The sequence below is a fragment of the Psychrobacter sp. KH172YL61 genome (assembly GCF_007182895.1).
Taxonomy (GTDB): Bacteria; Pseudomonadota; Gammaproteobacteria; order Pseudomonadales; family Moraxellaceae; genus Psychrobacter; species Psychrobacter pacificensis.
Genome location: NZ_AP019516.1, coordinates 3084250 through 3098896, shown reverse-complemented (window position 1 = coordinate 3098896; position 14647 = coordinate 3084250). Strand labels below are relative to the sequence as shown.

Genomic DNA, 14647 nt, shown 5'->3' with positions numbered 1-14647 from the left:
TACTTGCTACTGCTTTGTACTGCTATATATTGTGGGTTTTATTGGTTATTCAAGAGTGTCTAACCAATAACGACATCATAGACAGAACTCTGTCATCTATCTAATACAGATAATCAGCAAAAATAAGTAATGCAATAAAAGGATGATTATAGCAAAAACCGTCTACCAAGACTAGATAGCAAGGGGTAGAGCCTTAAGCTCAATCAGAGATAAACTGCGAAAGTTATTTTTGAACATTTCAAAATAGAATGTTGGCAAAACTATATAAAACTTGGCGATTGACCTTCTGTATAGCGATGTTTGTAGTAATATCAATATTGAAGGTGGAAGAAGTAAAAGCAAATTCAAAGAGGTAAAAAATACTTCAAAGATAATAAACGGCAATACATATCTGATAAAACTATCAATCAGAGCACACTTCTATTTTCTTTCCTTTTAAAGCAGCCAGCTCCAACCCATTGAAAAAACTACCATTTTTATGTTCCACTAAAATAAGTCCAAAAACATCAACAAAACAGGTTGACACAAAAGTTAAACCCTCTATAATACGCCCTCATCAGACGAGCTGGCAGTGAAAGATGTGTAGATTACACATTAATAACCCAGTTAACCTGGCGAAACAAATTATAAAAAGTCTTGACAATTCAAATCATTATGATAAGATAGTCGGCTCGCTAGATAGCTTAACCGGAGACGGAAAAGGCGAATAGCGTTAGTAATACCCTATATATCGATGACTGGACGACAGTGATTGAGACTATTTAAAAGCATAACTAAAGAACAACTTGTGTGGATTTTTGCTGATTCAGAATGCTAAAAAATAAAGTTGGTCGACTATCTTTTGGTAGAACACCAACTATAAAAATTATCATTTAAGACAGCAGAAAAACTCAAAGTTAATTCATTACGAACATAATTACGAGCGATTTTGCCAGATTAAATGAGCCAAGATTAGAAGTCGTCTTCCTATTTATAGGTAAAGGCTTCAGATAGATTAAACTGAAGAGTTTGATCATGGCTCAGATTGAACGCTGGCGGCAGGCTTAACACATGCAAGTCGAGCGGAAACGATGATAGCTTGCTATCAGGCGTCGAGCGGCGGACGGGTGAGTAATACTTAGGAATCTACCTAGTAGTGGGGGGATAGCTCGGGGAAACTCGAATTAATACCGCATACGTCCTACGGGAGAAAGGGGGCAACTTGTTGCTCTCGCTATTAGATGAGCCTAAGTCGGATTAGCTAGATGGTGGGGTAAAGGCCTACCATGGCGACGATCTGTAGCTGGTCTGAGAGGATGATCAGCCACACCGGGACTGAGACACGGCCCGGACTCCTACGGGAGGCAGCAGTGGGGAATATTGGACAATGGGGGGAACCCTGATCCAGCCATGCCGCGTGTGTGAAGAAGGCCTTTTGGTTGTAAAGCACTTTAAGCAGTGAAGAAGACTCTTCGGTTAATACCCGGGGACGATGACATTAGCTGCAGAATAAGCACCGGCTAACTCTGTGCCAGCAGCCGCGGTAATACAGAGGGTGCAAGCGTTAATCGGAATTACTGGGCGTAAAGCGAGCGTAGGTGGCTTGATAAGTCAGATGTGAAATCCCCGGGCTTAACCTGGGAACTGCATCTGAAACTGTTAGGCTAGAGTAGGTGAGAGGGAAGTAGAATTTCAGGTGTAGCGGTGAAATGCGTAGAGATCTGAAGGAATACCGATGGCGAAGGCAGCTTCCTGGCATCATACTGACACTGAGGCTCGAAAGCGTGGGTAGCAAACAGGATTAGATACCCTGGTAGTCCACGCCGTAAACGATGTCTACTAGTCGTTGGGTCCCTTGAGGACTTAGTGACGCAGCTAACGCAATAAGTAGACCGCCTGGGGAGTACGGCCGCAAGGTTAAAACTCAAATGAATTGACGGGGGCCCGCACAAGCGGTGGAGCATGTGGTTTAATTCGATGCAACGCGAAGAACCTTACCTGGTCTTGACATACACAGAATCTTGTAGAGATACGAGAGTGCCTTCGGGAATTGTGATACAGGTGCTGCATGGCTGTCGTCAGCTCGTGTCGTGAGATGTTGGGTTAAGTCCCGCAACGAGCGCAACCCTTGTCCTTAGTTACCAGCACTTCGGGTGGGAACTCTAAGGATACTGCCAGTGACAAACTGGAGGAAGGCGGGGACGACGTCAAGTCATCATGGCCCTTACGACCAGGGCTACACGTGCTACAATGGTAGGTACAGAGGGCAGCTACACAGCGATGTGATGCGAATCTCAAAAAGCCTATCGTAGTCCAGATTGGAGTCTGCAACTCGACTCCATGAAGTAGGAATCGCTAGTAATCGCGGATCAGAATGCCGCGGTGAATACGTTCCCGGGCCTTGTACACACCGCCCGTCACACCATGGGAGTTGATTGCACCAGAAGTGGTTAGCCTAACTTAGTGAGGGCGATCACCACGGTGTGGTCGATGACTGGGGTGAAGTCGTAACAAGGTAGCCGTAGGGGAACCTGCGGCTGGATCACCTCCTTATAGACGGCATTCGCTCAGCAAGAATTCACAACAAGTTGTTCTTTAGTTTAAGCTTACGTTTTAGGACGTATCAGGGTCTGTAGCTCAGCTGGTTAGAGCACCGTGTTGATAACGCGGGGGTCAGTGGTTCGAGTCCACTTAGACCCACCATTATTAATGTAGGTGAAAGAGCCCTAAGTAAATCTCCTTTAAGGGATTTCCTCTTGCGCTCGGATCGAAGCAGTGCTTCGATTGTATCCTCGCTCAGGGGCCATAGCTCAGTTGGTAGAGCGCCTGCCTTGCACGCAGGAGGTCAACGGTTCGACTCCGTTTGGCTCCACCACTACATACGGCTAAGCTTAGCGTGCTAAATAAAATAGGTATCAAATAGAAACAAGTGATTCATCTTGAATAAAGACACGATTACTTCTTTCTGTTTTATACAGAAAACTATGACTCGACGAGAGCATAGGAACTATTTAAAAACATAGATATGAGTCTGGGTTAGTGATGACATTTCACGTGTCGTCATTAACCTTAATAACTCACCCTCTTAACGACATTATTTGTTATCCCAGGGGTGAGTTATTAAAAAAGTAAAGAGAACTGAATCAAGCGTATAAACATAGGTGATATCGTTATCATAATTAGATTGTATGACACTTAGAAGTCGAAAGACTACTTGGGGTTGTATGGTCAAGTAATGAAGCGCACATGGTGGATGCCTTGGCAGTCAGAGGCGATGAAAGACGTGACAGCCTGCGATAAGCTTCGGGGAGGCGGCAATATCCTGTGATCCGGAGATTTCTGAATGGGGAAACCCACCTACCATAAGGTAGGTATCCTAATTTATTAGGGAAGCGAACGAGGGGAAGTGAAACATCTCAGTACCCTTAGGAAAAGACATCAATTGAGATTCCCCTAGTAGCGGCGAGCGAACGGGGAGAAGCCGATTAATGCTAATGTAGAAGAACAGCGTGGGAAAGCTGACCATAGTAGGTGATAGTCCTGTATTCGAAACATTAGCGTTAACATATTAAGTAGAGCGGGGCACGAGAAATCCTGTTTGAAGATGGGGGGACCATCCTCCAAGGCTAAATACTCCTGACTGACCGATAGTGAACCAGTACCGTGAGGGAAAGGCGAAAAGAACCCCTGTGAGGGGGAGTGAAATAGAACCTGAAACCGTGTGCGTACAAGCAGTGGGAGCCCACTTGTTGGGTGACCGCGTACCTTTGTATAATGGGTCAGCGACTTATATTCTGTAGCAAGGTTAACCGTTTAGGGGAGCCGTAGGGAAACCGAGTCTTAATAGGGCGACTAGTTGCAGGGTATAGACCCGAAACCGAGTGATCTATCCATGAGCAGGTTGAAAGTGCCGTAACAGGCACCGGAGGACCGAACCCACTGTCGTTGAAAAGCCAGGGGATGACTTGTGGATAGGGGTGAAAGGCTAATCAAACTCGGTGATAGCTGGTTCTCCCCGAAAGCTATTTAGGTAGCGCCTCGGACGAACACCATTGGGGGTAGAGCACTGTTTCGGCTAGGGGGTCATACCGACTTACCAAACCGATGCAAACTCCGAATACCGATGAGTGATATCCGGGAGACACACGGTGGGTGCTAACGTCCATCGTGGAGAGGGAAACAACCCAGACCGCCAGCTAAGGCCCCAAATTCCCTAGTTAAGTGGGAAACGAGGTGGGAAGGCATAGACAGCTAGGAGGTTGGCTTAGAAGCAGCCATCCTTTAAAGAAAGCGTAATAGCTCACTAGTCGAGTCGGCCCGCGCGGAAGATGTAACGGGGCTCAAACTAGGAGCCGAAGCTGCGGATTTGAATTTGTTTTCAAGTGGTAGGGGAGCGTTGTGTAAGCCTGTGAAGGTGTGTTGTAAAGCATGCTGGAGGTATCACAAGAGCGAATGCTGACGTGAGTAACGATAATGGGTGTGAAAAGCATCCACGCCGGAAGATCAAGGGTTCCAGTCCAACGTTAATCGGGGCTGGGTGAGTCGACCCCTAAGGCGAGGGCCGAAAGGCGTAGTCGATGGGAAATCGGTTAATATTCCGATACTTGTTTATAATGCGATGGAGGGACGGAGAAGGTTATGTCAGCCTGGCGTTGGTTGTCCAGGTGAAAGGATGTAGGTTTATAGCTTAGGTAAATCCGGGCTATTCTATACCGAGATCTGATAGCAAGCTGTACATGTACAGCGAAGTGGCAAATACCATGCTTCCAGGAAAAGCTTCTAAGCAATAGTTATAAACGAATCGTACCCTAAACCGACACAGGTGATCAGGTAGAGAATACCAAGGCGCTTGAGAGAACTCTGCTGAAGGAACTAGGCAAAATGGTACCGTAACTTCGGGAGAAGGTACGCTGTTGGTGGTGATAGGACTTGCTCCTTGAGCTGCTGGCAGTCGCAGATACCAGGCTGCTGCAACTGTTTATTAAAAACACAGCACTCTGCAAACACGAAAGTGGACGTATAGGGTGTGATGTCTGCCCGGTGCTGGAAGGTTAATTGATGGGCTTAGCGTAAGCGAAGGTCTTGATCGAAGCCCCAGTAAACGGCGGCCGTAACTATAACGGTCCTAAGGTAGCGAAATTCCTTGTCGGGTAAGTTCCGACCTGCACGAATGACATAATGATGGCAGCGCTGTCTCCAGCAGAGACTCAGTGAAATCGAAATCGCAGTGAAGATGCTGTGTACCCGCGGCTAGACGGAAAGACCCCGTGAACCTTTACTACAGCTTTACATTGAACTTTGACCTGACTTGTGCAGGATAGGTGGGAGGCTTTGAAACCGAGACGCCAGTCTTGGTGGAGCCATCCTTGAAATACCACCCTGGTCATGTTGGGGTTCTAACTCAGGTATCACAATACCGAGGACAATGTATGGTGGGTAGTTTGACTGGGGCGGTCTCCTCCTAAAGAGTAACGGAGGAGTACGAAGGTGCGCTCAGACCGGTCGGAAATCGGTCGAAGAGTATAAAGGCAAAAGCGCGCTTAACTGCGAGACCCACAAGTCGAGCAGGTACGAAAGTAGGTCTTAGTGATCCGGTGGTTCTGTATGGAAGGGCCATCGCTCAACGGATAAAAGGTACTCTGGGGATAACAGGCTGATACCGCCCAAGAGTTCATATCGACGGCGGTGTTTGGCACCTCGATGTCGGCTCATCTCATCCTAGGGCTGAAGCAGGTCCTAAGGGTATGGCTGTTCGCCATTTAAAGAGGTACGCGAGCTGGGTTTAGAACGTCGTGAGACAGTTCGGTCCCCTATCTACCGTGGGCGTTGGAAATTTGAGAGGATCTGCTCCTAGTACGAGAGGACCAGAGTGGACGAACCACTGGTGTTCGGGTTGTCATGCCAATGGCATTGCCCGGTAGCTACGTTCGGATGGGATAACCGCTGAAAGCATCTAAGCGGGAAGCCCACCTCAAGATTAGATTTCCCTAAAGAGCCGTTCAAGACTAGGACGTTGATAGGCAGGGTGTGGAAGCACAGTGATGTGTGTAGCTAACCTGTACTAATTGCTCGTTTGGCTTGACCATACAACACCAAGTGGTTTGTATCAAGTCTAATTAATCTATCTTGTATAGCTCAGGCTATAGAAACAGACAGAATATTTCGATATCACCGTTAACCTTGATTCAGTTAGGGTAAGGGTACTTATCAAAAGTCACACAAACAGACTCATATCTAACCCCCTTTGCTGACGACAATAGCGCGATGGCACCACCTGATCCCTTCCCGAACTCAGAAGTGAAACATCGTTGCGCCAATGGTAGTGTGGTTCGCCCATGTGAGAGTAGGTCATCGTCAGCTCCTTATTCCTGATTAGCCCCTTGATAGTAACGTATCAAGGGGCTTTTCTTGTCGGCATTTTAATAATAATTTCCTGATCAATAGCTGCTCATTTTATTTGGCAAAATAATTATGAAAAAGGATCAATTAGCCTTGACCCAGCCTCAAACCCGCGTATAATGCGTCCCAGTCGAAAGGGAAGTGATTTACTGATTTGAACGATGCAAATTGTTTGAATTAAATAGAAAATACTTCTTGACTAAATAAATAAAGGGTCTATAATACGCCCTCATCAGACGAGCTGGCAGTGAAAGATGTGTAGATTACACATTAATAACCCAGTTAACCTGGCGAAACAAATTACAAAAAGTCTTGACAATTCAAATCATTATGATAAGATAGTCGGCTCGCTAGATAGCTTAACCGGAGACGGAAAAGGCGAATAGCGTTAGTAATACCCTATATATCGATGACTGGACGACAGTGATTGAGACTATTTAAAAGCATAACTAAAGAACAACTTGTGTGGATTTTTGCTGATTCAGAATGCTAAAAAATAAAGTTGGTCGACTATCTTTTGGTAGAACACCAACTATAAAAATTATCATTTAAGACAGCAGAAAAACTCAAAGTTAATTCATTACGAACATAATTACGAGCGATTTTGCCAGATTAAATGAGCCAAGATTAGAAGTCGTCTTCCTATTTATAGGTAAAGGCTTCAGATAGATTAAACTGAAGAGTTTGATCATGGCTCAGATTGAACGCTGGCGGCAGGCTTAACACATGCAAGTCGAGCGGAAACGATGATAGCTTGCTATCAGGCGTCGAGCGGCGGACGGGTGAGTAATACTTAGGAATCTACCTAGTAGTGGGGGGATAGCTCGGGGAAACTCGAATTAATACCGCATACGTCCTACGGGAGAAAGGGGGCAACTTGTTGCTCTCGCTATTAGATGAGCCTAAGTCGGATTAGCTAGATGGTGGGGTAAAGGCCTACCATGGCGACGATCTGTAGCTGGTCTGAGAGGATGATCAGCCACACCGGGACTGAGACACGGCCCGGACTCCTACGGGAGGCAGCAGTGGGGAATATTGGACAATGGGGGGAACCCTGATCCAGCCATGCCGCGTGTGTGAAGAAGGCCTTTTGGTTGTAAAGCACTTTAAGCAGTGAAGAAGACTCTTCGGTTAATACCCGGGGACGATGACATTAGCTGCAGAATAAGCACCGGCTAACTCTGTGCCAGCAGCCGCGGTAATACAGAGGGTGCAAGCGTTAATCGGAATTACTGGGCGTAAAGCGAGCGTAGGTGGCTTGATAAGTCAGATGTGAAATCCCCGGGCTTAACCTGGGAACTGCATCTGAAACTGTTAGGCTAGAGTAGGTGAGAGGGAAGTAGAATTTCAGGTGTAGCGGTGAAATGCGTAGAGATCTGAAGGAATACCGATGGCGAAGGCAGCTTCCTGGCATCATACTGACACTGAGGCTCGAAAGCGTGGGTAGCAAACAGGATTAGATACCCTGGTAGTCCACGCCGTAAACGATGTCTACTAGTCGTTGGGTCCCTTGAGGACTTAGTGACGCAGCTAACGCAATAAGTAGACCGCCTGGGGAGTACGGCCGCAAGGTTAAAACTCAAATGAATTGACGGGGGCCCGCACAAGCGGTGGAGCATGTGGTTTAATTCGATGCAACGCGAAGAACCTTACCTGGTCTTGACATACACAGAATCTTGTAGAGATACGAGAGTGCCTTCGGGAATTGTGATACAGGTGCTGCATGGCTGTCGTCAGCTCGTGTCGTGAGATGTTGGGTTAAGTCCCGCAACGAGCGCAACCCTTGTCCTTAGTTACCAGCACTTCGGGTGGGAACTCTAAGGATACTGCCAGTGACAAACTGGAGGAAGGCGGGGACGACGTCAAGTCATCATGGCCCTTACGACCAGGGCTACACGTGCTACAATGGTAGGTACAGAGGGCAGCTACACAGCGATGTGATGCGAATCTCAAAAAGCCTATCGTAGTCCAGATTGGAGTCTGCAACTCGACTCCATGAAGTAGGAATCGCTAGTAATCGCGGATCAGAATGCCGCGGTGAATACGTTCCCGGGCCTTGTACACACCGCCCGTCACACCATGGGAGTTGATTGCACCAGAAGTGGTTAGCCTAACTTAGTGAGGGCGATCACCACGGTGTGGTTGATGACTGGGGTGAAGTCGTAACAAGGTAGCCGTAGGGGAACCTGCGGCTGGATCACCTCCTTATAGACAGCATTCGCTCAGCAAGAATTCACAACAAGTTGTTCTTTAGTTTAAGCTTACGTTTTAGGACGTATTAGGGTCTGTAGCTCAGCTGGTTAGAGCACCGTGTTGATAACGCGGGGGTCAGTGGTTCGAGTCCACTTAGACCCACCATTATTAATGTAGGTGAAAGAGCCCTAAGTCAATCCCCCTTTAAGGGATTTCCTCTTGCGCTCGGATCGAAGCAGTGCTTCGGTTGTATCCTCGCTCAGGGGCCATAGCTCAGTTGGTAGAGCGCCTGCCTTGCACGCAGGAGGTCAACGGTTCGACTCCGTTTGGCTCCACCACTACATACAGCTAAGCTTAGCGTGCTAAATAAAATAGGTATCAAATAGAAACAAGTGATTCATCTTGAATAAAGACACGATTACTTCTTTCTGTTTTATACAGAAAACTATGACTCGACGAGAGCATAGGAACTATTTAAAAACATAGATATGAGTCTGGGTTAGGATGAGCGTATTCACGCGCCCATCTTAACCTTAATAACTCACCCTCTTAACGACATTGTTTGTTATCCCAGGGGTGAGTTATTAAAAAAGTAAAGAGAACTGAATCAAGCGTATAAACATAGGTGATATCGTTATCATAATTAGATTGTATGACACATAGAAGTCGAAAGACTACTTGGGGTTGTATGGTCAAGTAATGAAGCGCACATGGTGGATGCCTTGGCAGTCAGAGGCGATGAAAGACGTGACAGCCTGCGATAAGCTTCGGGGAGGCGGCAATATCCTGTGATCCGGAGATTTCTGAATGGGGAAACCCACTTACCATAAGGTAGGTATCCTAATTTATTAGGGAAGCGAACGAGGGGAAGTGAAACATCTCAGTACCCTTAGGAAAAGACATCAATTGAGATTCCCCTAGTAGCGGCGAGCGAACGGGGAGAAGCCGATTAATGCTAATGTAGAAGAACAGCGTGGGAAAGCTGACCATAGTAGGTGATAGTCCTGTATTCGAAACATTAGCGTTAACATATTAAGTAGAGCGGGGCACGAGAAATCCTGTTTGAAGATGGGGGACCATCCTCCAAGGCTAAATACTCCCTGACTGACCGATAGTGAACCAGTACCGTGAGGGAAAGGCGAAAAGAACCCCTGTGAGGGGGAGTGAAATAGAACCTGAAACCGTGTGCGTACAAGCAGTGGGAGCCCACTTGTTGGGTGACCGCGTACCTTTGTATAATGGGTCAGCGACTTATATTCTGTAGCAAGGTTAACCGTTTAGGGGAGCCGTAGGGAAACCGAGTCTTAATAGGGCGACTAGTTGCAGGGTATAGACCCGAAACCGAGTGATCTATCCATGAGCAGGTTGAAAGTGCCGTAACAGGCACCGGAGGACCGAACCCACTGTCGTTGAAAAGCCAGGGGATGACTTGTGGATAGGGGTGAAAGGCTAATCAAACTCGGTGATAGCTGGTTCTCCCCGAAAGCTATTTAGGTAGCGCCTCGGACGAACACCATTGGGGGTAGAGCACTGTTTCGGCTAGGGGGTCATACCGACTTACCAAACCGATGCAAACTCCGAATACCGATGAGTGATATCCGGGAGACACACGGTGGGTGCTAACGTCCATCGTGGAGAGGGAAACAACCCAGACCGCCAGCTAAGGCCCCAAATTCCTAGTTAAGTGGGAAACGAGGTGGGAAGGCATAGACAGCTAGGAGGTTGGCTTAGAAGCAGCCATCCTTTAAAGAAAGCGTAATAGCTCACTAGTCGAGTCGGCCCGCGCGGAAGATGTAACGGGGCTCAAACTAGGAGCCGAAGCTGCGGATTTGAATTTGTTTTCAAGTGGTAGGGGGAGCGTTGTGTAAGCCTGTGAAGGTGTGTTGTAAAGCATGCTGGAGGTATCACAAGAGCGAATGCTGACGTGAGTAACGATAATGGGTGTGAAAAGCATCCACGCCGGAAGATCAAGGGTTCCAGTCCAACGTTAATCGGGGCTGGGTGAGTCGACCCTAAGGCGAGGGCCGAAAGGCGTAGTCGATGGGAAATCGGTTAATATTCCGATACTTGTTTATAATGCGATGGAGGGACGGAGAAGGTTATGTCAGCCTGGCGTTGGTTGTCCAGGTGAAAGGATGTAGGTTTATAGCTTAGGTAAATCCGGGCTATTCTATACCGAGATCTGATAGCAAGCTGTACTTGTACAGCGAAGTGGCAAATACCATGCTTCCAGGAAAAGCTTCTAAGCAATAGTTATAAACGAATCGTACCCTAAACCGACACAGGTGATCAGGTAGAGAATACCAAGGCGCTTGAGAGAACTCTGCTGAAGGAACTAGGCAAAATGGTACCGTAACTTCGGGAGAAGGTACGCTGTTGGTGGTGATAGGACTTGCTCCTTGAGCTGCTGGCAGTCGCAGATACCAGGCTGCTGCAACTGTTTATTAAAAACACAGCACTCTGCAAACACGAAAGTGGACGTATAGGGTGTGATGTCTGCCCGGTGCTGGAAGGTTAATTGATGGGCTTAGCGTAAGCGAAGGTCTTGATCGAAGCCCCAGTAAACGGCGGCCGTAACTATAACGGTCCTAAGGTAGCGAAATTCCTTGTCGGGTAAGTTCCGACCTGCACGAATGACATAATGATGGCAGCGCTGTCTCCAGCAGAGACTCAGTGAAATCGAAATCGCAGTGAAGATGCTGTGTACCCGCGGCTAGACGGAAAGACCCCGTGAACCTTTACTACAGCTTTACATTGAACTTTGACCTGACTTGTGCAGGATAGGTGGGAGGCTTTGAAACTGAGACGCCAGTCTTGGTGGAGCCATCCTTGAAATACCACCCTGGTCATGTTGGGGTTCTAACTCAGGTATCACAATACCGAGGACAATGTATGGTGGGTAGTTTGACTGGGGCGGTCTCCTCCTAAAGAGTAACGGAGGAGTACGAAGGTGCGCTCAGACCGGTCGGAAATCGGTCGAAGAGTATAAAGGCAAAAGCGCGCTTAACTGCGAGACCCACAAGTCGAGCAGGTACGAAAGTAGGTCTTAGTGATCCGGTGGTTCTGTATGGAAGGGCCATCGCTCAACGGATAAAAGGTACTCTGGGGATAACAGGCTGATACCGCCCAAGAGTTCATATCGACGGCGGTGTTTGGCACCTCGATGTCGGCTCATCTCATCCTAGGGCTGAAGCAGGTCCTAAGGGTATGGCTGTTCGCCATTTAAAGAGGTACGCGAGCTGGGTTTAGAACGTCGTGAGACAGTTCGGTCCCCTATCTACCGTGGGCGTTGGAAATTTGAGAGGATCTGCTCCTAGTACGAGAGGACCAGAGTGGACGAACCACTGGTGTTCGGGTTGTCATGCCAATGGCATTGCCCGGTAGCTACGTTCGGATGGGATAACCGCTGAAAGCATCTAAGCGGGAAGCCCACCTCAAGATTAGATTTCCCTAAAGAGCCGTTCAAGACTAGGACGTTGATAGGCAGGGTGTGGAAGCACAGTGATGTGTGTAGCTAACCTGTACTAATTGCTCGTTTGGCTTGACCATACAACACCAAGTGGTTTGTATCAAGTCTAATTAATCTATCTTGTATAGCCCAGGCTATAGAAACAGACAGAACATTTCGATATCACCGTTAACCTTGATTCAGTTAGGGTAAGTGGTACTTATCAAAAGTCACACGAACAGACTCATATCTAACCCCCTTTGCTGACGACAATAGCGCGATGGCACCACCTGATCCCTTCCCGAACTCAGAAGTGAAACATCGTTGCGCCAATGGTAGTGTGGTTCGCCCATGTGAGAGTAGGTCATCGTCAGCTCCTTATTCTAAAAGCCCCTTGATACTAACGTATCAAGGGGCTTTTCTTGTCGGCATTTTAATAATAATTTCCTAATCAATAGCTGCTCATTTTATTTGGCAAAATAATTATAAAAAAGGATCAATTAGCCTTGACCCAGCCTCAAACCCGCGTATAATGCGTCCCAGTCGAAAGGGAAGTGGTGAGGAAGCCTAAGCGATTAAGTTATTTCAAACTAATTAAAAATACTTCTTGACTAAATAAATAAAGGGTCTATAATACGCCCTCATCAGACGGACTGGCAGTGAGAGATGTGTAGATTACACATTAATAACCCAGTTAACCTGGCGAAACAAATTATAAAAAGTCTTGACAATTCAAATCATTATGATAAGATAGTCGGCTCGCTAGATAGCTTAACCGGAGACGGAAAAGGCAGATAGCGTTAGTAATACCCTATATATCGATGACTGGACGACAGTGATTGAGACTATTTAAAAGCATAACTAAAGAACAACTTGTGTGGATTTTTGCTGATTCAGAATGCTAAAAAATAAAGTTGGTCGACTATCTTTTGGTAGAACACCAACTATAAAAATTATCATTTAAGACAGCAGAAAAACTCAAAGTTAATTCATTACGAACATAATTACGAGCGATTTTGCCAGATTAAATGAGCCAAGATTAGAAGTCGTCTTCCTATTTATAGGTAAAGGCTTCAGATAGATTAAACTGAAGAGTTTGATCATGGCTCAGATTGAACGCTGGCGGCAGGCTTAACACATGCAAGTCGAGCGGAAACGATGATAGCTTGCTATCAGGCGTCGAGCGGCGGACGGGTGAGTAATACTTAGGAATCTACCTAGTAGTGGGGGGATAGCTCGGGGAAACTCGAATTAATACCGCATACGTCCTACGGGAGAAAGGGGGCAACTTGTTGCTCTCGCTATTAGATGAGCCTAAGTCGGATTAGCTAGATGGTGGGGTAAAGGCCTACCATGGCGACGATCTGTAGCTGGTCTGAGAGGATGATCAGCCACACCGGGACTGAGACACGGCCCGGACTCCTACGGGAGGCAGCAGTGGGGAATATTGGACAATGGGGGGAACCCTGATCCAGCCATGCCGCGTGTGTGAAGAAGGCCTTTTGGTTGTAAAGCACTTTAAGCAGTGAAGAAGACTCTTCGGTTAATACCCGGGGACGATGACATTAGCTGCAGAATAAGCACCGGCTAACTCTGTGCCAGCAGCCGCGGTAATACAGAGGGTGCAAGCGTTAATCGGAATTACTGGGCGTAAAGCGAGCGTAGGTGGCTTGATAAGTCAGATGTGAAATCCCCGGGCTTAACCTGGGAACTGCATCTGAAACTGTTAGGCTAGAGTAGGTGAGAGGGAAGTAGAATTTCAGGTGTAGCGGTGAAATGCGTAGAGATCTGAAGGAATACCGATGGCGAAGGCAGCTTCCTGGCATCATACTGACACTGAGGCTCGAAAGCGTGGGTAGCAAACAGGATTAGATACCCTGGTAGTCCACGCCGTAAACGATGTCTACTAGTCGTTGGGTCCCTTGAGGACTTAGTGACGCAGCTAACGCAATAAGTAGACCGCCTGGGGAGTACGGCCGCAAGGTTAAAACTCAAATGAATTGACGGGGGCCCGCACAAGCGGTGGAGCATGTGGTTTAATTCGATGCAACGCGAAGAACCTTACCTGGTCTTGACATACACAGAATCTTGTAGAGATACGAGAGTGCCTTCGGGAATTGTGATACAGGTGCTGCATGGCTGTCGTCAGCTCGTGTCGTGAGATGTTGGGTTAAGTCCCGCAACGAGCGCAACCCTTGTCCTTAGTTACCAGCACTTCGGGTGGGAACTCTAAGGATACTGCCAGTGACAAACTGGAGGAAGGCGGGGACGACGTCAAGTCATCATGGCCCTTACGACCAGGGCTACACGTGCTACAATGGTAGGTACAGAGGGCAGCTACACAGCGATGTGATGCGAATCTCAAAAAGCCTATCGTAGTCCAGATTGGAGTCTGCAACTCGACTCCATGAAGTAGGAATCGCTAGTAATCGCGGATCAGAATGCCGCGGTGAATACGTTCCCGGGCCTTGTACACACCGCCCGTCACACCATGGGAGTTGATTGCACCAGAAGTGGTTAGCCTAACTTAGTGAGGGCGATCACCACGGTGTGGTTGATGACTGGGGTGAAGTCGTAACAAGGTAGCCGTAGGGGAACCTGCGGCTGGATCACCTCCTTATAGACAGC

4 tRNA genes and 7 rRNA genes are annotated in these 14647 nt (G+C 47.5%); all 11 read left to right on the top strand.

The window, feature by feature from the left end:
• Window positions 1-996 precede the first annotated feature (996 nt).
• The 11 genes from PKHYL_RS16490 (at window position 997) to PKHYL_RS16440 (ending at window position 14639) form a co-directional block, all read left to right on the top strand.
• Window positions 997-2532: ribosomal RNA gene (locus PKHYL_RS16490) — 16S ribosomal RNA — on the top strand.
• 73 nt (window positions 2533-2605) lie between these two features.
• Window positions 2606-2682, top strand: a tRNA-Ile gene (locus PKHYL_RS16485).
• Between the two features lie 96 nt (window positions 2683-2778).
• Window positions 2779-2854, top strand: a tRNA-Ala gene (locus tag PKHYL_RS16480).
• A 351-nt stretch (window positions 2855-3205) separates the two neighbouring features.
• A 23S ribosomal RNA gene (locus PKHYL_RS16475) occupies window positions 3206-6065 on the top strand.
• Between the two features lie 160 nt (window positions 6066-6225).
• Window positions 6226-6339 (top strand): 5S ribosomal RNA (rrf, locus tag PKHYL_RS16470).
• Window positions 6340-7050: 711 nt separating this feature from the next.
• A 16S ribosomal RNA gene (locus PKHYL_RS16465) occupies window positions 7051-8586 on the top strand.
• 73 nt (window positions 8587-8659) lie between these two features.
• Window positions 8660-8736, top strand: a tRNA-Ile gene (locus PKHYL_RS16460).
• Between the two features lie 97 nt (window positions 8737-8833).
• Window positions 8834-8909: transfer RNA gene (locus PKHYL_RS16455), tRNA-Ala, on the top strand.
• Between the two features lie 352 nt (window positions 8910-9261).
• A 23S ribosomal RNA gene (locus tag PKHYL_RS16450) occupies window positions 9262-12120 on the top strand.
• Window positions 12121-12281: 161 nt separating this feature from the next.
• Window positions 12282-12395 (top strand): 5S ribosomal RNA (gene rrf, locus PKHYL_RS16445).
• Between the two features lie 708 nt (window positions 12396-13103).
• Window positions 13104-14639 (top strand): 16S ribosomal RNA (locus PKHYL_RS16440).
• Together the 16S, 23S and 5S rRNA genes with 4 tRNA genes alongside form the textbook arrangement of a ribosomal RNA operon.
• The last annotated feature ends 8 nt before the right edge of the window (window positions 14640-14647 follow it).